This is a genomic window from Streptomyces sp. JNUCC 63, assembly GCF_054366325.1.
The window spans coordinates 3044171-3060380 of record NZ_CM135963.1; the positions used below are offsets into that span (position 1 = coordinate 3044171).

A 16210-nucleotide genomic window follows, 5' to 3' on the forward strand; every position below is an offset into this window, starting at 1 on the left:
GTTCCCAACCGGTGCTCAGGCCCGCCGGGAGGCGAGTTCGACGACGGTGATGTCGGAGGGGGCACCCACACGCGTGGGCGGGCCCCAGGCGCCGGCGCCGCGGGTGACGTACAACTGGGTGTCGCCGTAGCGCTCCAGGCCCGCGACGGTCGGGTTGGCGGCGGCCGCGAGGAGGTTGCCGGGCCAGAGCTGGCCGCCGTGGGTGTGGCCGGACAGCTGGAGGTCCACGCCGTGCCGGACGGCCTCGTGGATCTGCACCGGCTGGTGGGCGAGCAGCACGCACGCGCGTGCGGGGTCCCGGTCGCCCAGGGCCCGCTCGTAGTCGGGGCCCTGTCCCTCTCGCTCGCCCTGCACGTCGTTGACGCCGGCCAGGTCGAAGCCGGGCAGCTCGGTGCGCGCGTTCTCCAGGGGGAGCAGGCCGAGGCGCCGTACCTCCTCGACCCACTGCTCGGCACCGGAGAAGTATTCGTGGTTGCCCGTGACGAAGTACGCCCCGTGCCGCGCCCGGAGTCCCGCCAGCGGCGCCGCCGCCGGCCCGAGGTCCTTGACGTCGCCGTCCACCAGATCCCCGACGACCGCGATGAGGTCGGGCTGGGTCGCGTTGATCGTGTCGACGACCTTCTGCGCGAAGCCGCGCCCCAGGATGGGCCCCAGGTGAATGTCACTGACCACGGCGATCCGGAAACCGTGTGCGGCCCGCGGCAACTTCGCCAGCGCCACGGTGACCCTCTTCACCCGCGGCCCCCGCAGCACGCCGTACGTCCCGTACCCGACGGTCCCCACCGCGGCCGCCGCTGCGGTCCCGGCCACCATCCGGGACACGAACAGCCGCCGGGTGGGAACGCGAACCACCGTCTCTCCCCCGGCTGGGGACACCTCCCCGGAAACGGCCTGCGCCTCAGCGACGGAACAGCTGCCGAGCCCCGCCCGGACGTCGCGCGCCGGCGCGTGCTCGAACTCCGCCCCGGCAGGCCCGGAACCGGCCGCCGACGGACCGCCGAGCGCCGCCTCGCGGGCAGGCGCCGGCTCGTGGGCCACGTCCGTCCGCCCGTCGTGTCCCGGCTCGGAGTCCCGTGTCGCCGGGCGGGTGAGCAGACGGTGGAGGACCGGCCGCAGGGGTTCGGTGGCCAGGGTGGCCAGGAGGAGGTAGAGCGACAGGGCCAGCCAGAGGTAGCCGGGCCAGGCCAGGGTGCGCTGGAGCCAGAAGGGGGCGCCGGCGCGTGCGCCGGCGAAGGCCGCGATCGCCGACAGCCAGCCGCCGACGATCAGGGCGGCGCCGACGCGCCGTACCGGACCGGGGCCGCGGGTCGTGTCGCGGAACAGGCGCCGCCACAGGTACCAGTTGGCCGCCACCAGGATGGCCAGGGCGAGCAGCGCCACGAGCACGAAGACGACCACCATGCCGTACGTACCTTCCGGTCGGGGTGTCGGAGACGCTATGACGTCCGACGCAGTGCGCGCACTCCGCGCAACCCGATGGCCCCGATGACCGTCCCCAATACGAAGGAGACGACGGCGAGCGTCAGATGCACCCAGAAGTACGCCGTCGGATGCCCTTCGTCGAACGCGAGCCCGCTGCTGTCCTTGACGAGATTCTTGACGAAAGTGACCCAGATGACCCAGCTCCACACCCCGAAGGCGAGCAGGAACCAGGAGACGGGGCGGCTGAGCTTCATACCTTCAGTATCGCTGCCGGACGCCGGGCTCCGCGCCCGGGGTGGGAGGCCGGGCGGAACGTCACTGCCGGTGCCAGGTACGTTTCCGACCGTGCCCGCACCCCAGAAGACCGCCAGGCGCCGCCTGCTGGTCGCTTCCGCCGCCCTGTTGTCCGTTTCCCTGACCGCGCCCGCCGCCCTCGCCGCGCCGGTCACCCCGAGGACGAGCCCGTCGGCCACTCCCCCGGCGCAGATGTCCACCGTGGGCGGCGCCCGCCTGGGCCGGCCGGGCACGCAGGTCGACCTGGCGAACGGCGCGCCCGTGCTGCCCAAGGACATCACCGCCCGCTCCTGGATCGTGGCCGACGCCGAGTCCGGCGAGGTCCTCGCCGCGCACAACGCGCACTGGCGGCTGCCCCCGGCCAGCACGCTGAAGATGCTGTTCGCCGACACCGTCCTGCCGAAGTTCCCCAGGACGCAGACGTACAAGGTCGACCCGGCCGACCTGGCCGGCGTGGGCGCCGGCTCCAGCCTGGTCGGCATCAAGGAGAACGAGACGTACACGGTCCACGACCTGTGGCTGGGCGTCTTCCTGCGCTCGGGCAACGACGCCGTGCACGTCCTGTCCGCGATGAACGACGGCGTCGAGCGGACCGTCGAGGACATGAACGCGCACGCGCAGGAGCTGCAGGCCCTCGACACGCACGTGGAGAGCCCGGACGGCTACGACGCCAAGGGCCAGGTCTCCTCGGCGTACGACCTGACCCTGTTCGCCCGTTCCGGGCTGCAGAAGAAGGACTTCCGCGAGTACTGCTCGACCGTACGGGCCCCGTTCCCCGGCGAGACGAAGAAGGACAAGAAGGGCAAGACAACCCGCGGTTCCTTCGAGATCCAGAACACCAACCGGCTGCTGAGCGGCGACTACGACCTCTCCGTCTACCAGGGCATCGCGGGTGTGAAGAACGGCAACACCACCAACGCGGGCGCCACCTTCACCGGCGTGGCCGAACGCGACGGCCGGGTGCTGCTCGTGACGGTGATGAACCCGGAGAAGAAGGAGCACAACGAGGTCTACAAGGAGACCGCCAGGCTGTTCGACTGGGGCTTCGCCGCCGCGGGCAAGGTACGGCCGGTGGGCGAACTGGTGCCGCCGAAGAGCGCGGTCGGCGCGAAGGGGCAGCCGGGCGCCACGCCCTCGGCCGGCCAGGCGGGCGGCGGCGGATCGCCGTCCAAGTCCGTGGCGAGCGCCTCCGTCAAGAACGGCGCCGGCGGCGCCGGTACCGCCCTCGGTGTCACGGGCGGCGTCCTGGTGCTGCTCGCCGCCGGGGCGTTCCTGGTCAACCGCCGCTGGCCCCTGCCGGACCTGATGCGACGCCGGAGCCGCCCCTGAGCCGGACTCCCTTGCCGCCGTCGCCGTCCACGCCGTTCCGGCCGCCGGTTTCGTCCTCCCTGCCGCCCGTCGCCGTCCAGGCGGCGCAGTACAGGACCAGCTTGGAGGTGAAGTTGATCCACAGCAGCAGGGCGACGGGAACCCCGAAGGCGCCGTACATGCTCTTCGCCGCCACCCCCTGGATGTAGCCGCTCAGCAGCAGCTTCAGCAGTTCGAAGCCGACCGCGCCGAGCAGTGCGGCGACGAGCAGCCGGCGGCGCGGCGGTTCGACGCCGGGCAGCAGGGTGAGGACGTACAACAGCACCAGGAAGTCGGCCAGTACGGCGACCACGAACGCGACGACCCGCAACACCACGCTGCCCCAGCCGTGTTCGTCCAGCCCGATCTGCCGGGCGGTCCAGCCGACGGCGGCCGAGGCGACGGTGGACACGGCGAGCGTGACGAGCAACGCGCCGCCGAGACCCACCAGAACGCCCGCGTCCTTCACCTTGCTCAGCAGCGGGTTCTCCTCCGGGTCGGCCAGCTCCCACACCGCGCGCAGGCAGTCCCGCATCTGGGCGACCCAGTTGACGCCGGTCAGCAGCAGGGCGGCGCCGGCGATGATCCCGACGGTACCGGCGTTCTGTACCAGGGCGCCGATGTCCAGCTGGTTGCCGAGGCCCGGGAACTGCTGGGCGATCTTGCTCTGGAGCGTGTGCTGCTGCTCACCGTTGAGCGTGGCCGCGCCGATCGCGGCACCCACCGTCAGCAGCGGGAACAGGGCGATGAAGCTGATGAACGTCATGGCGGCGGCCAGCCGTGTCCACTTCACCCGGTCCAGACGCTCGTACGACCGCCACGCGTGCGTGCCCATCAGGCGCGCCGCCCACGGCCCGACGACAGGGAGCCTCTTCAGCCAGTCCATGATTCGGACTGTGCCCGCTCGGCGACCGCGCCAACACCGCGTTTCTGCGGCAAACCGCGCACAACCGGACGATACAGTCCTCTGCCGTGAGAGCTGCCCCCGGTCCGACCCGTCTCCCGCAGTCCCTGCTCGTCCTCGGCGGCACGTCCGAGATCGCCCTGGCCACCGCACGCCGCCTGATCGCCCGCCGCACCCGCACGGTGTGGCTGGCGGGCCGCCCGTCACCGGCCCTGGAGGAGGCCGCCGCACACCTGCGCGCCCTGGGCGCCGACGTGCGCACCGTCCCCTTCGACGCGCTCGACCCCGAGTCCCACGAGACCGCCCTCGGCAAGGTCTTCGCCGAGGGCGGCATCGACATGGTGCTGCTGGCCTTCGGCGTCCTCGGCGACCAGGCGTACGACGAACGCGAACCCCTCAACGCGGTCCGGGTCGCCCGGACCAACTACACCGGGGCGGTGTCCGCGGGACTCATCACCGCCCGGTCGCTGCAGAACCAGGGACACGGCTCGCTGGTGGTGCTCTCGGCGGCGGCCGGTGAACGCGCCCGCCGCGCGGACTTCATCTACGGCTCCAGCAAGGCCGGTCTGGACACCTTCGCCCAGGGCCTGGGCGACGCGCTGTACGGCACGGGCGTGCACGTCATGGTCGTACGCCCCGGCTTCGTACGGTCCAGGGCGACCGCCGGACGGGAGGCCGAACCCTTCGCCGTCACCCCGGAGGAGGTGGCCACCGCCGTCGAACTGGGCCTCAGACGGCGCTCGGAGACGGTGTGGGTGCCCGGTGTGCTCCGGCTGGTGACGTCCGTACTGCGGCATCTGCCGCGCGCGGTGTTCCGGCGGCTGCCGCTGTAGCCCCCGCCGTTCCCTGCTGCTGCCGCTAGCGAGTGGGCAGTGTGCCGCGGTCCACCGGGCCCGCCTGCGGGGGCACCGTCGTGCAGCCGCCGAAGCCGAACTCGCGCAGTTTGCGCCAGACTCCGTCGGGGCCCTGCTCGTGCAGGGCGAATCCGGTGCACGGCCACTCGGCCTCGTACCCGGCGAGTTCCTCGAAGGCGCGGTCCATGGCCGCGTCGTCGATGCCGTGCGCCACCGTCACATGCGGGTGGTAGGGGAACTGGAGTTCACGCGCCACGGGTCCGGAGGCGTCACGGACCTGCTTCTGCAGCCATGTGCACGCCTCGGCGCCCTCGACGACGCGTACGAACACCACCGGCGACAGCGGCCGGAAGGTGTCCGTGCCCGACAGCCGCATGGTGAACGGATGTCCGGCCGCGGCCACCTCCGTCAGATGGGCCTCGACGGCTGGCAGCTCGGCGTCGTCGACCTCCGTCGGCGGCAGCAGGGTGACGTGCGTGGGGATTCCGTGAGCCGCGGCGTCGCCGAAGCCCGCGCGCCGCTGCTGGAGCAGGCTGCCGTGGGGCTCCGGGACCGCGATCGACACGCCGATCGTTACGGTCCCCACGTCGTCTCCTGTCGTCGTGTCGGAAGCGTCGTCTGTTTGGTTCTCAGCCGTTTCGTCACTGCCGTCCGGCTTCGACTGTACGTCTGCGGCCGTGTTGTGGGCAGGCGCAGCCATGTGATGTGCAGCGCTCCGCCCGGTGCCGCGTGTGTGCGGTGGTGCGCCTCAGCGCTTGGCGGGCAGGAAACCCACCTTGTCGTACGCCCGGGCGAGGGTCTCCGCGGCGACCGTGCGCGCCTTCTCCGCGCCCTTGGCCAGGATCGAGTCCAGCGTCTCCGGGTCGTCCAGGTACTGCTGGGTCTGCTCCCGGAACGGCGTCACGAACTCGGTCATGACCTCGGCGAGGTCCGTCTTGAGCGCGCCGTAGCCCTTGCCGGCGTACTTCTCCTCCAGCTCGGCGATGCCCGTGCCCGTCAGGGTCGAGTAGATCGTCAGGAGGTTGCTGACGCCGGCCTTGGTCTCCGGGTCGTAGCGGATGACGGTGTCGGTGTCGGTGACCGCGCTCTTGACCTTCTTCGCGGTGGTCTTCGGGTCGTCGAGCAGGTTGACGAGGCCCTTCGGCGTGGACGCCGACTTGCTCATCTTGATCGTCGGGTCCTGCAGGTCGTAGATCTTCGCCGTCTCCTTCAGGATGTACGCGTCCGGGACGGTGAAGGTCTCGCCGAAGCGGCCGTTGAAGCGCTCGGCGAGGTCGCGGGTGAGCTCGATGTGCTGACGCTGGTCCTCGCCGACCGGAACCTGGTTGGCCTGGTAGAGCAGGATGTCGGCGACCTGGAGGATCGGGTACGTGAACAGGCCGACGGAGGTGCGGTCGGCGCCCTGCTTGGCGGACTTGTCCTTGAACTGGGTCATGCGGCCCGCCTCGCCGAAGCCGGTGAGGCAGTTCATGACCCAGGCCAGCTCGGCGTGCTCGGGGACATGGCTCTGGACGAACAGCGTGCAGCGGTCCGGGTCCAGTCCGGCTGCCAGCAGCTGGGCGGCGGCCACCCGGGTGTTGGCGCGCAGCTCCGCCGGATCCTGCGTGACCGTGATCGCGTGCAGGTCGGCGAGCATGTAGAACGCGTCGTGGGACTCCTGCAGGGCCACCCACTGGCGGACGGCGCCGAGGTAGTTGCCTAGGTGGAAGGAGCCTGCGGTGGGCTGGATTCCGGAGAGCACACGGGGTCGATCAGAGGCCATGTCCACCATTCTCTCAGGTACTGGATCCTCCCCCTCTCGGGTGCTGGATCCTCCCCGATCCGGAACTGGTCGGGAACAGGTGGGAACCGAACCGGCCCGCGCGGTGTAACAAGGGTGTGAGAACGCGGGAGGGGGGCCGCATCGTCGACGAGGCCGCGGTGATCGCTCGTGTACGCGCCGGGGAGCCGGAGGCGTACGCGGAGCTGGTGCGGGCCCATACGGGCATCGCGCTCAGGGCGGCCGCGGCGCTCGGAGCGGGAGTGGACGCGGAGGACGTGGTGCAGCAGGCCTTCGTCAAGGCGTACTGCGCCCTGGGCCGGTTCAGGGACGGCTCGGCCTTCAAGCCGTGGCTGCTGTCCATCGTCGCCAATGAGACCAGGAACACAGTGCGCACGGCGGCGCGGCAGCGCACGCTCGTCGGCCGGGAGGCCGCCTTCGTGGAGGCCGAGCCGTTGATACCGGAGTCGGCGGACCCGGCGGTGGCGACGCTGCGGATCGAGCGCCGCGCCGCCCTGCTGGCCGCCCTGGAGCAGCTGGGCGAGGAGCACCGCCTGGTCGTCACCTACCGCTATCTGCTGGAGATGGACGAGTCGGAGACCGCCCAGGCCCTGGGCTGGCCTCGCGGGACCGTGAAGTCCCGGCTCAACCGTGCCCTGCGCAAGCTGAGCCGTCTGCTGCCGGATTTCCAGCCTCGGAAAGGGCGGGAAGGGGGTGAGGAGCGTGCGTGAGGAGCCGGAGGATGCCTCTCGGCTGCGAGAGGAGTTGCGGGCGCTGGGGCGGGCGCTGGACGCGCCCGGTTCCGCGGGTTCGCCGGATTCCGCGGGTTCTGCTGCGGGACCGGAGACGATGGTCGAGCGGGTGCTGCGGCAGATACTGGCCGATCAGGTGCCGGTGCCGGTGGCCGAGCCGGCGGGTGCCGGTGAGCGGCTGCGGGCGGTGCGGCACTGGACGCGGACGCGGTGGCGCTCGCTGACGGCGGCCCTTTGCGGTCTGCTCACGGTGCTCGCGCTCACTCCCCCGGTGCGGGCGGCGGTCCTCGACTGGTTCGACTTCGCGGGTGTCGAGGTGCGCTACGACCCGTCGGCGGTGCCCTCGCCGGGTGCGCGGGTCCCCGACTGCGGCCGGTCGCTGTCCCTGGCGCAGGCCCGGCTGCAGGCCGGTTTCGAACCCCTGGTGCCGGATGCGCTCGGCGTGCCGGACGCGGTGACGGTGACCGATGCTCCGGAAGGGCGGTTCCTTGTGACCCTGTGCTGGCACGAGCAGGGGCGGACCGTACGGCTCGACGAGTACCCGGAGCGGTTGGACCTCAGCTTCGCCAAGAGCGTGCGGGAATCACCGGAGTGGATACAGCTGGACACGACGGCCTCGGCCGGCGGCATCCCGAACTCCGCCCTGTGGTTCCCGAGGCCCCATCTGCTCACCTTCTGGCTGATGGACGCCGACGGCCACCGGTTCACGCGCAGCAAGCGGACGGCCGGTCCGACGCTGTTGTGGACGCGGGGGACCAGCGGCGGCGATGTGACGCTCCGGCTGGAGGGAGTGGCGTCGAAGGCGCAGGCGGTGCGGATCGCGCGGTCGGGTGTGCTGGGTACCAAGGCGCCCGGGCGGCCTTCGAAATAATGCACGCGGGACGGGAACCCCGGCGGGCCGGGCGGTGTACCAGAAGTGACACGCGGCCTGTGGGCGGGCCGCACGGGATCGTCCGGTTGGGGGTTTCGGATGGGCAGGTGGAGAGTTCGTGAACTGACGGCCTGCGTGGGCGCGTTGACGGTTGTGCTCGCGCTGACGGTGTGGGGCGCGTCCTCCGCGGCGGCCGGCGGGCCGACGAGCGTGCTCGTGACCTCGCCGCAGAGCGGTGAGGCCACCGCGCTGTACTTCTCCCAGAAGGAGTACGGGCAGCTGGAGCGGCTTCTGGGACCGGCGGGCACGGGCAGCCGGGACAAGCCTCCCGAGGCCGACCTGGTCCACGCCCGGCAGGTCAACGTGACCTGGATGGCGCACGACATATCGCCGTGGCGACTCGACCGGGTATTCCCGGTGACCGGCACCGACGCCGTCTGGATCCACACGGCGGCGAACATGCCCGAGTCCGTGAACGGCTACTGGCACCGCGCCGAGCAGCCCGCCCGGTTGCGTGCCCTGTTCGGGAAGCTGGGCGTCATGGGCAAGGTCGCGGGCGAGGGGTACACCGGCATCTTCCCGGCGCCCTGGCAATCCGACACCGCCACGCCCGGCGCCGCCGATACGGAGACGATCCGGGTGAGCGCAGGGACGGCCGACGGCGGCGGGACCGACTGGTGGTGGGCGATACCGGGCGCGGCGGCGGGGGCGGTGCTGGCGCTGACGCTGCGGCCCCTGGCATTGAGGCTGCCGCTCGACCGCCTGCGGCGTGAGCGGGACCCGGGGCCCAGGCAGGAATTGCGGGACGTGTAAGACGTGTGAGCGGGAGGGGGAGCGGTCGGATGGCACTGCGTGGTGGGCGTGCGGCGGCCTGGCTGGTCTCCGTGCCGCCGGTGTCGGTGGCGGTGATGCTGCTGTGCGCAGGGTCGGCGGTCGCGACGGCCGCGGACGGGGACATTGCGCCGCGCGCGCCCGATGTGGCGCTGGTCGTCGCGGGCGGCTCGGGGCGGACGAGAGCGTTGCACTCGGGGGATCGCGACTTCGCCCGGCTCCAGGAGCTGCTGCGGCCTTCGTACACGGGGACGGAGCCGGTACCGGCGGCCTGGGCGGAGGGGCGGTATCCGGCGGTGCGGGTGACCGTGGTGTGGGGGCTGACCGGGGTCGGGGGATGGCCGATGACGAGCAGGCCGCCGGGAGGGGATGTGGCCGTGGAGAGACAGGACCAGTTGATCGTGGCGGGGGACGGCACGCCGTGGGTGCGGTCGGACCCGGCGCCGGATGTGGAGGACGACGACATCCACTGGCACCGGGCGCCACGGGACCTGTACGAGCGGCTGGACCACGCGGGGCTTCTGGGGGGCGAGGACAGTACGTCGTCCGGCGGGGCTCGGGGCGGGAGGGGTGATCCCTTGTGGTGGGCGGCCGGCGGGCTGGCCGTCGGGATCGGCGGCACGCTGCTGATACGCCGCGCGGCGGCCCGGCGTGGTGCCGGACCGCCGCGGGAGGAACCACGACAGGAGCTGATCGACCTTTGACCCCGGGGGGTGCGTCAGCCCAGGTCGATCTCCGGGTACAGCGGGAAGCCGGCCAGCAGGTCGGTCGCGCGGCGGGAGATCTCGTCGGCGACCTTCGGGTCGAGGACGTGGGCGGCCTTGGACCGGGCGCCCGACTTGGTGGTGCCGGGCTCGGCGGCCGTCAGGACGCGGTCGATGAGGCCGGCGACCTCGTCCATCTCGGCGGTGCCCAGACCGCGGGTGGTCAGCGCGGGCGTGCCGATGCGGACGCCGGAGGTGTACCAGGCGCCGTTGGGGTCGGCCGGGATCGCGTTGCGGTTGGTGACGATGCCGGACTCCAGCAGGGCGGCCTCGGCCTGGCGGCCGGTGAGGCCGTAGGAGGAGGCGACGTCGATCAGGTTGAGGTGGTTGTCGGTGCCGCCGGTCACCAGGGTGGCGCCGCGGCGCGTCAGGCCCTCGGCCAGGGCACGGGAGTTGTCGACGATCCGCTGGGCGTAGTCCTGGAAGGAGGGCTGCCGGGCCTCGGCCAGGGCGACCGCCTTGGCGGCCATGACGTGCGGGAGGGGGCCGCCGAGGACCATCGGGCAGCCGCGGTCGACCTGGTCCTTGAGGGAGTCGTCGCACAGGACCATGCCGCCGCGCGGTCCGCGCAGGGACTTGTGGGTGGTGGTCGTGACGATCTGGGCGTGCGGGACCGGGTCGAAGTCGCCGGTGAGGACCTTGCCGGCGACCAGGCCCGCGAAGTGGGCCATGTCGACCATGAGCGTGGCACCGACTTCGTCGGCGATCTCGCGCATGATCCGGAAGTTCACCAGGCGCGGGTAGGCGGAGTAGCCGGCGACGATGATCAGCGGCTTGAACTCCCGGGCGGAGGCGCGCAGGGCCTCGTAGTCGAGGAGGCCGGTGGCCGGGTCGGTGCCGTAGGAACGCTGGTCGAACATCTTTCCTGAGATGTTCGGGCGGAAGCCGTGGGTGAGGTGGCCACCGGCGTCCAGGGACATGCCGAGCATGCGCTGGTTGCCGAAGGCCTGGCGCAGTTCGGCCCAGTCGGCCTCGGAGAGGTCGTTGACCTGGCGGACGCCGGCCTTCTCCAGAGCGGGGGCCTCCACACGCTGGGCGAGGACGGCCCAGAAGGCGACGAGGTTGGCGTCGATGCCGGAGTGCGGCTGGACGTAGGCGTGGCGGGCACCGAAGAGTTCGCGGGCGTGCTCGGCGGCCAGTGACTCGACGGTGTCGACGTTGCGGCAACCGGCGTAGAAGCGGCGGCCGACGGTGCCCTCGGCGTACTTGTCGCTGAACCAGTTGCCCATGGCCAGCAGGGTGGCCGGGGAGGCGTAGTTCTCGGAGGCGATCAGCTTGAGCATCTCGCGCTGGTCGGCGACCTCCTGGCCGATGGCGTCGGCCACGCGCGGCTCGACGGCGCGGATCACGTCGAGGGCGGCGCGGAAGGCGATGGACTCGTGGGACAGGGGCGCAGAGTTCTCGGGCATCAGGACCTCCGGACGTGGCGTTCGGCGTTCACGGTACGGCCCAGGCGCACGGCACTCTTTCCCGCTCGGGCCGCTCCCCGATGGTCGGTCCCATCCCAGCGCGCCAGTCACGGCCCGCGGTCAGCCTACCGGGCGCGCCGAACGGCGCAGTTCCCGCGTCCACCATGCGAGCGGGGATAGGAAGGAGGACGGCCTCCCTTTCGCCGGGGGGCGCCCCTCGTCGTCCTCGGGAGCCGCCGTGACCGCTACGGAAGACCTCATCGCCACCGCCGACGCCCACAGCGCGCACACCTACGACCCGCTGCCCGTGGTGATCGCCGCCGCGGACGGCGCCTGGATGACGGACGTGGAGGGCCGCCGGTATCTCGATCTGCTGGCCGGTTACTCGGCGCTGAACTTCGGGCACGGCAACCGGCGGCTGCTCGAGGCTGCCAGGGCGCAGATGGAGCGGGTGACGCTGACCTCGCGGGCCTTCCACCACGACCGGTTCGGCGCGTTCTGCGAGCAGTTGGCGACGCTGTGCGGCATGGAGACGGTGCTGCCGATGAACACGGGCGCGGAGGCGGTGGAGACGGCCGTGAAGACGGCCCGCAAGTGGGGTTACAAGGTCAAGGGCGTGCCCGCGGAGATGGCGAAGATCGTGGTCGCGGGCAACAACTTCCACGGCCGTACGACGACGATCATCAGCTTCTCCACCGACCCGCAGTCGAGGGCGGACTTCGGGCCGTACACGCCGGGCTTCCAGATCGTGCCGTACGGGGACCTGACGGCGATGCGGTCGGCGCTGACGGAGAACACGGTCGCCGTGTTGCTCGAGCCGATCCAGGGCGAGGCGGGGGTGCTGGTGCCGCCGGCCGGTTATCTGCCGGCGGTGCGGGAGCTGACCCGGGAGCGGAACGTGCTGTTCGTCGCCGACGAGGTCCAGTCGGGGCTGGGGCGGACGGGCCGTACCTTCGCGTGCGAGCACGAGGGGGTCGTCCCGGACATGTACGTCCTGGGGAAGGCGCTGGGCGGCGGGATCCTGCCGGTGTCGGCGGTGGTGTCCTCGCGGGAGGTGCTCGGGGTGTTCCGGCCGGGCGAGCACGGGTCGACGTTCGGCGGTAATCCGCTGGCGTGCGCGGTGGCGCTGGAGGTGATCGCGATGCTGCGCACGGGCGAGTTCCAGGCGCGGGCCGCGGAGCTGGGCGAGCGTCTGCACCGCGAGCTGGGGCAGCTGGCCGGAGCGGGGCGGGTGCGGGCGGTGCGCGGGCGGGGGCTGTGGGCGGGCGTGGACGTGGACCCGGCGCTCGGGACCGGCCGGGAGGTCTCGGAGAAGCTGATGGACCGGGGTGTCCTGGTGAAGGACACCCACGGTTCGACCATCCGGATCGCCCCGCCGCTGGTGATCGGCGAGGAGGACCTGGACTGGGGGCTGGAGCAACTGCGGGCGGTGCTGAGCGCGTAGGAGCCGTCTCTAGAGGATCACGTGGGGCAGGAAGCGGGCGTACCCGTCCGTGACCAGGCCGGCCGACTCGCGGATGCCGAGGCCGGCCGCCTCATCCCCGACGACCCAGGCACCGAGGACGACGTGGTTGCCGTCGAAGGCGGGCAGCGGGGCGAGGGCCTGGTAGCAGCAGGGCTCGTCGCCGGCGGGAGGGCCGCCGCTGCCGGGCCGGCGGATCGTCACTCCGGCGCCCTCCCGGCCGAGCAGGGGTTTGGCGACGTAGCCGGTGGTGGCCGCCAGGTCGCGGGGGCCGTCCAGGTGGGCGGGGAGGAGGTTCGGGTGGCCGGGGTACAGCTCCCAGAGGACGGCGAGCAGGGCCTTGTTGCTCAGCAGCATCTTCCAGGCGGGCTCGATCCACAGGGTGGAGCCGGTGCCGCCGCCGTTGTCGAGGGTGTCCAGGACGTGGTCGGCGAAGCGGTCGGTGGTCAGCCACTCCCACGGGTAGAGCTTGAAGATGCTGCGGATGAACCGCAGTCCGTTGTCGACGAAGCGTTCGGAGAGCGGGTCCCAGCCGATCTCCTCCATGGATGTCCAGTCGGTGTCGAGGCCGGCCTGTTCGGCGGTCTCCTTCAGATAGGCGACCGTCATCAGGTCCTCGCCGGTTTCGTCGTCGCTGGTGTGCGCGAAGTGCAGGGGACTGCCGGGCGGCAGCAGCGGGGCCTGCTTCCGCCAGGCGGCGACGAGGCGTTCGTGCAGGGAGTTCCACTGGTCGGCGCCGGGGAAGCGCTCCTCCATCCAGAACCACTGGGGGGAGGCGGCCTCGACCAGGGAGGTGGGTGTGTCGGCGTTGTACTCCAGGAGCTTGGCCGGGCCGGTGCCGTCGTAGCGGAGGTCGAAGCGGCCGTAGAGGGAGGGGAGTTCGGCACGGCGGTGCCAGGACTCGGCGACGGCGTGGGCTACGCGCGGGTCGGTGATGCCGAGGTCGGCGAAGCGGCCGGCGGTGACGATGTGGTCCGCCGCGGCGAGGCACATGCGGTGCAGTTCCTCGACGGTCTCCTCCAGCGCCTCCACCTCGTCGAGGGTGAAGACGTAGCAGGCGCTCTCGTCCCAGTACGGGCGGAAGGAGTTGTCGGGGTACCTGGTGAGCGGATAGATGAGGCCCTGGGCCTCGACGGCCTGCTGCCAGCCGGGGCGGGGCGTGAGGGTACGGCGCTCCATGCCGGCCTCAGCCGCCGGACTTGCCGCTGCCGCCGCCGAAGCCGCCGCGGTCCACACCGCCGTGGCCGCCGCCCGAACCGCCCGAGCCACCCGGGCTGTTGCGGGGCTTGGTGAAGGAGCCGCCGTTGACCCAGCCGCTCTTCTTCTTGCCGCCGTAGTACCAGGCACCCTTGGAGGACACGGTGCCGGCCTTGCAGTCCTTGTCGGAGACGACCTTGTAGCCCTTGCCGAACATGTAGCTGTCGCGGTCCACACAGCGCTTGTCCGGATCGGAGGAGCAGGCGGTGAGCACCGCGGCGAGCAGTCCCATGCCGCCGAGTACGACCGTGCCCGAGCGAAGTTGCCGACGTGCGTCCGCCATGTCCGTGTCTCCCCGTTGTCTGCTGGTCGTTGTCCGCTGGTTGTCCGTACGGCTCCTGGCCGGCGGTGTCGGCCGCCAGCCTAGAGATCGGTGAGAACGTCCGTCCCGGCGGCCCGGCGATCTCCCGCTCCCCTACAGTCGCTTCGTGCTCTTTGGAATGGTGTGCGCCCTTGGTGCGGCGGTGTGTTTCGGTACGGCGACCGTGCTCCAGGCGATCGCCGCCCGCGCCGCGGCGCGCACGGGCGGGGGCGGGGAGGCGGCGCTGCTGCTGCGGGCGGTGCGGCAGTGGCGGTATCTGGCGGGGCTGGCGCTGGACGGCCTCGGGTTCCTGTTGCAGATCGCGGCCCTGCGTTCACTTCCGATCTACGTGGTCGGCGCGGCCCTCGCCGCGAGCCTCGCGGTGACGGCGGTGGCCGCGTCCCGGCTGCTGCGGGTGCGGCTGAGCGTGGTGGAGTGGTCCGCGGTGGGCGTCGTCTGCGCCGGCCTGGCCATGCTGGGCCTGGCCTCGGGCCCGGAGGGCGGCGAGGACGGCTCGACGGCCCTGAAGTGGGCGATGCTCGGGGCGGCGGTGGCCGTGCTGCTCCTGGGCGCGGTGGGCGGCCGCCTGCCCGAACGCGGCCGGGCGCTGCTGCTCGGCCTGGGCGCGGGCCTCGGCTTCGGCGTGGTCGAGGTGGCGGTACGTCTGATCGACTCGCTCACCCCGTCGGCGCTGTTCGCCAACCCGGCGACGTACGCCCTCCTGCTCGGCGGAGGCGCCGCCTTCCTGCTGCTGACCTCGGCCCTCCAGCGCGGCTCGGTGACCACGGCCACCGCCGGCATGGTCATCGGCGAGACGATCGGCCCCGCGGCCGTCGGCGTGGTCTGGCTGGGCGACCGCACCCGCGACGGCCTGACCTGGCTCGCGGTCCTGGGCTTCGCGGTGGCGGTGGCCGGGGCCCTGGCACTGGCGCGGTTCGGGGAGGCACCGGTCGAGGAGAGGTGACGGCCGGGCCCCGCCGGAACGATCACGGCGGGACCCGGCGCAGGGCCTCCGGGCCCACCGGTCAGGACAGCCACGCCCTCCACGTGGATTCGTGACCGTCCACCCACTTCTTCGCCGCCTCGGCCGGGGTGAGCTTCTGGTCGGCGATCATCAGGGAGACCTCGTTCTGGTCCTCGGTCGTCCACTTGAACTTCTTCAGGAAGGCGGCCGCCCTGCCGCCGGACTCCGCGAAGTCCGCGTTGAGGTACTTCTGCAGCGGCGTGTGCGGGTAGGCGCAGGCGACCTTGGCCGCGTCCGCGTCGCAGCCCTCCTTGTACGGGGGCAGTTTCACCTCGGTCATCGGCACCTTCTCGAACAGCCAATGGGGTGTGTTCCAGTAGGTGAGGAAGGGCTTCTTCTCCTTGGCGAACTGCTTGATCTGGGTGAGCAGCGCGGCCTCGGAGCCGGCGAACACCACCTTGAAGTCCAGCTCCAGGTTCTTCACCAGCGCCTTGTCGTGGGTGAGGTAGGCCGGCGAGCCGTCCATCAGCTGGCCCTTGCCGCCGCTTTCCGCGGTGCGGAACTGCTCGGCGTACTTGTTGAGGTTCTTCCAGTCCTTGATGTCGGGGTGCTGCTCGGCGAAGTACGTCGGCACGAACCAGCCGATGTGCCCGGTGACCCCGAGGTCGCTGCCGGGCGTGATCGTTTTCTTGTCCTCGACGTACCGCTGCTCCTGCTCGGGGTGGCCCCAGTCCTCGAGGACGGCGTCGACGCGGCCCTGGCTGAGCGCGTCCCAGGCGGGCACCTCGTCGACCTGGACGATGTCGACGCGGTAGCCGAGTTCGTGCTCCAGCAGGTGCTGGGCGACGGCTACGTTGGCCAGGGAGCCCACCCAGGACTGCACCGCCAGGCTCACCGTCCTGGCGCCCTGGACGTTGGCGTACGGCGAGGCCTGCTTGGTCATGTCGGCGGCACCGCAGCCGGTGAGCAGCGCGAGCGCGAAGACTCCGGCCACCGCGGAGGTCGTACGACGTCGCATG

Annotated in this window: 17 protein-coding genes and 1 riboswitch; of the genes, 8 read left to right on the forward strand and 9 right to left on the reverse strand. The window is 71.8% G+C overall.

Annotation, left to right across the window (positions count from 1 at the left end; translation table 11 throughout):
- Positions 1-15: 15 nt before the first annotated feature.
- Together ACX25U_RS13760 and ACX25U_RS13765 are read right to left on the reverse strand one after the other, a co-directional pair.
- Entirely contained in the window at positions 16-1401 is a 1386-nt protein-coding gene (locus tag ACX25U_RS13760; protein ID WP_454391978.1) for a metallophosphoesterase, read from the reverse strand.
- A 35-nt stretch (positions 1402-1436) separates the two neighbouring features.
- Positions 1437-1676 carry an SCO4848 family membrane protein gene (locus ACX25U_RS13765; RefSeq protein ID WP_111004586.1) on the reverse strand — a complete coding sequence of 80 codons (240 nt, stop codon included), beginning with the start codon at positions 1674-1676 and terminating at the stop codon, positions 1437-1439.
- 91 nt (positions 1677-1767) lie between these two features.
- Between ACX25U_RS13765 and ACX25U_RS13770 the strand changes: the two genes are divergently transcribed.
- Positions 1768-3045, forward strand: coding sequence for a D-alanyl-D-alanine carboxypeptidase family protein (locus ACX25U_RS13770; RefSeq protein WP_454391980.1), 1278 nt, complete (start codon positions 1768-1770; stop codon positions 3043-3045).
- On the opposite strand, the gene ACX25U_RS13775 is transcribed toward ACX25U_RS13770, so the two are convergent.
- Complete coding sequence (locus ACX25U_RS13775; protein ID WP_454391982.1) at positions 2993-3949, reverse strand: YihY/virulence factor BrkB family protein; 957 nt, start codon at positions 3947-3949, stop codon at positions 2993-2995. The two genes, ACX25U_RS13770 and ACX25U_RS13775, sit on opposite strands and share 53 nt — an antisense overlap.
- An 86-nt stretch (positions 3950-4035) precedes the next feature.
- Between ACX25U_RS13775 and ACX25U_RS13780 the strand changes: the two genes are divergently transcribed.
- Positions 4036-4800: a decaprenylphospho-beta-D-erythro-pentofuranosid-2-ulose 2-reductase gene (locus ACX25U_RS13780; protein WP_454391983.1), complete on the forward strand. Its 765-nt coding sequence runs from the start codon at positions 4036-4038 to the stop codon at positions 4798-4800.
- Positions 4801-4825: 25 nt separating this feature from the next.
- Here ACX25U_RS13780 and ACX25U_RS13785 read toward each other — a convergent pair whose 3' ends face one another.
- On the reverse strand, positions 4826-5407 hold the full coding sequence (locus ACX25U_RS13785) for a 2'-5' RNA ligase family protein (RefSeq protein ID WP_454391985.1): 582 nt from the start codon (positions 5405-5407) through the stop codon (positions 4826-4828).
- A gap of 162 nt (positions 5408-5569) precedes the next feature.
- The gene (gene trpS, locus ACX25U_RS13790) at positions 5570-6583 is read right to left on the reverse strand and encodes a tryptophan--tRNA ligase (RefSeq protein WP_454391987.1); all 1014 of its coding nucleotides are present in this window, start codon (positions 6581-6583) and stop codon (positions 5570-5572) included.
- Positions 6584-6699: 116 nt separating this feature from the next.
- On the opposite strand from trpS, the gene ACX25U_RS13795 reads away from it, so the two are divergent.
- The 4 genes from ACX25U_RS13795 (at position 6700) to ACX25U_RS13810 (ending at position 9738) form a co-directional block, all read left to right on the forward strand.
- Positions 6700-7311 carry an RNA polymerase sigma factor gene (locus ACX25U_RS13795; protein WP_454391989.1) on the forward strand — a complete coding sequence of 204 codons (612 nt, stop codon included), beginning with the start codon at positions 6700-6702 and terminating at the stop codon, positions 7309-7311.
- The gene (locus ACX25U_RS13800) at positions 7304-8203 is read left to right on the forward strand and encodes a hypothetical protein (protein ID WP_454391991.1); all 900 of its coding nucleotides are present in this window, start codon (positions 7304-7306) and stop codon (positions 8201-8203) included. The genes ACX25U_RS13795 and ACX25U_RS13800 overlap by 8 nt, the downstream gene beginning before the upstream one ends.
- Positions 8204-8356: 153 nt before the next feature.
- Positions 8357-9016, forward strand: coding sequence for a hypothetical protein (locus ACX25U_RS13805; protein WP_454394263.1), 660 nt, complete (start codon positions 8357-8359; stop codon positions 9014-9016).
- 29 nt (positions 9017-9045) lie between these two features.
- Positions 9046-9738: a hypothetical protein gene (locus ACX25U_RS13810; RefSeq protein WP_454391993.1), complete on the forward strand. Its 693-nt coding sequence runs from the start codon at positions 9046-9048 to the stop codon at positions 9736-9738.
- 14 nt (positions 9739-9752) lie between these two features.
- On the opposite strand, the gene ACX25U_RS13815 is transcribed toward ACX25U_RS13810, so the two are convergent.
- Entirely contained in the window at positions 9753-11207 is a 1455-nt protein-coding gene (locus tag ACX25U_RS13815; protein ID WP_454391995.1) for a glycine hydroxymethyltransferase, read from the reverse strand.
- 31 nt (positions 11208-11238) lie between these two features.
- Positions 11239-11328: riboswitch (ZMP/ZTP riboswitch) on the reverse strand.
- Positions 11329-11445: 117 nt separating this feature from the next.
- On the opposite strand from ACX25U_RS13815, the gene rocD reads away from it, so the two are divergent.
- Complete coding sequence (rocD, locus tag ACX25U_RS13820) at positions 11446-12651, forward strand: ornithine--oxo-acid transaminase (RefSeq protein ID WP_454391997.1); 1206 nt, start codon at positions 11446-11448, stop codon at positions 12649-12651.
- A gap of 9 nt (positions 12652-12660) precedes the next feature.
- Here the strand turns inward: rocD and ACX25U_RS13825 are convergent, their stop codons facing one another.
- Positions 12661-13848 (reverse strand): glutathionylspermidine synthase family protein, encoded by a 1188-nt coding sequence (locus tag ACX25U_RS13825; RefSeq protein ID WP_454391999.1) that lies wholly within the window; start codon positions 13846-13848, stop codon positions 12661-12663.
- A gap of 7 nt (positions 13849-13855) precedes the next feature.
- Positions 13856-14209, reverse strand: a complete 354-nt coding sequence (locus ACX25U_RS13830) for a hypothetical protein (protein ID WP_454392001.1) — start codon at positions 14207-14209, stop codon at positions 13856-13858.
- Positions 14210-14366: 157 nt separating this feature from the next.
- On the opposite strand from ACX25U_RS13830, the gene ACX25U_RS13835 reads away from it, so the two are divergent.
- Positions 14367-15191, forward strand: a complete 825-nt coding sequence (locus ACX25U_RS13835; protein WP_454394265.1) for a hypothetical protein — start codon at positions 14367-14369, stop codon at positions 15189-15191.
- 61 nt (positions 15192-15252) lie between these two features.
- Here ACX25U_RS13835 and ACX25U_RS13840 read toward each other — a convergent pair whose 3' ends face one another.
- Positions 15253-16209, reverse strand: a complete 957-nt coding sequence (locus tag ACX25U_RS13840; RefSeq protein ID WP_454392003.1) for an ABC transporter substrate-binding protein — start codon at positions 16207-16209, stop codon at positions 15253-15255.
- Position 16210: the final 1 nt, after the last annotated feature.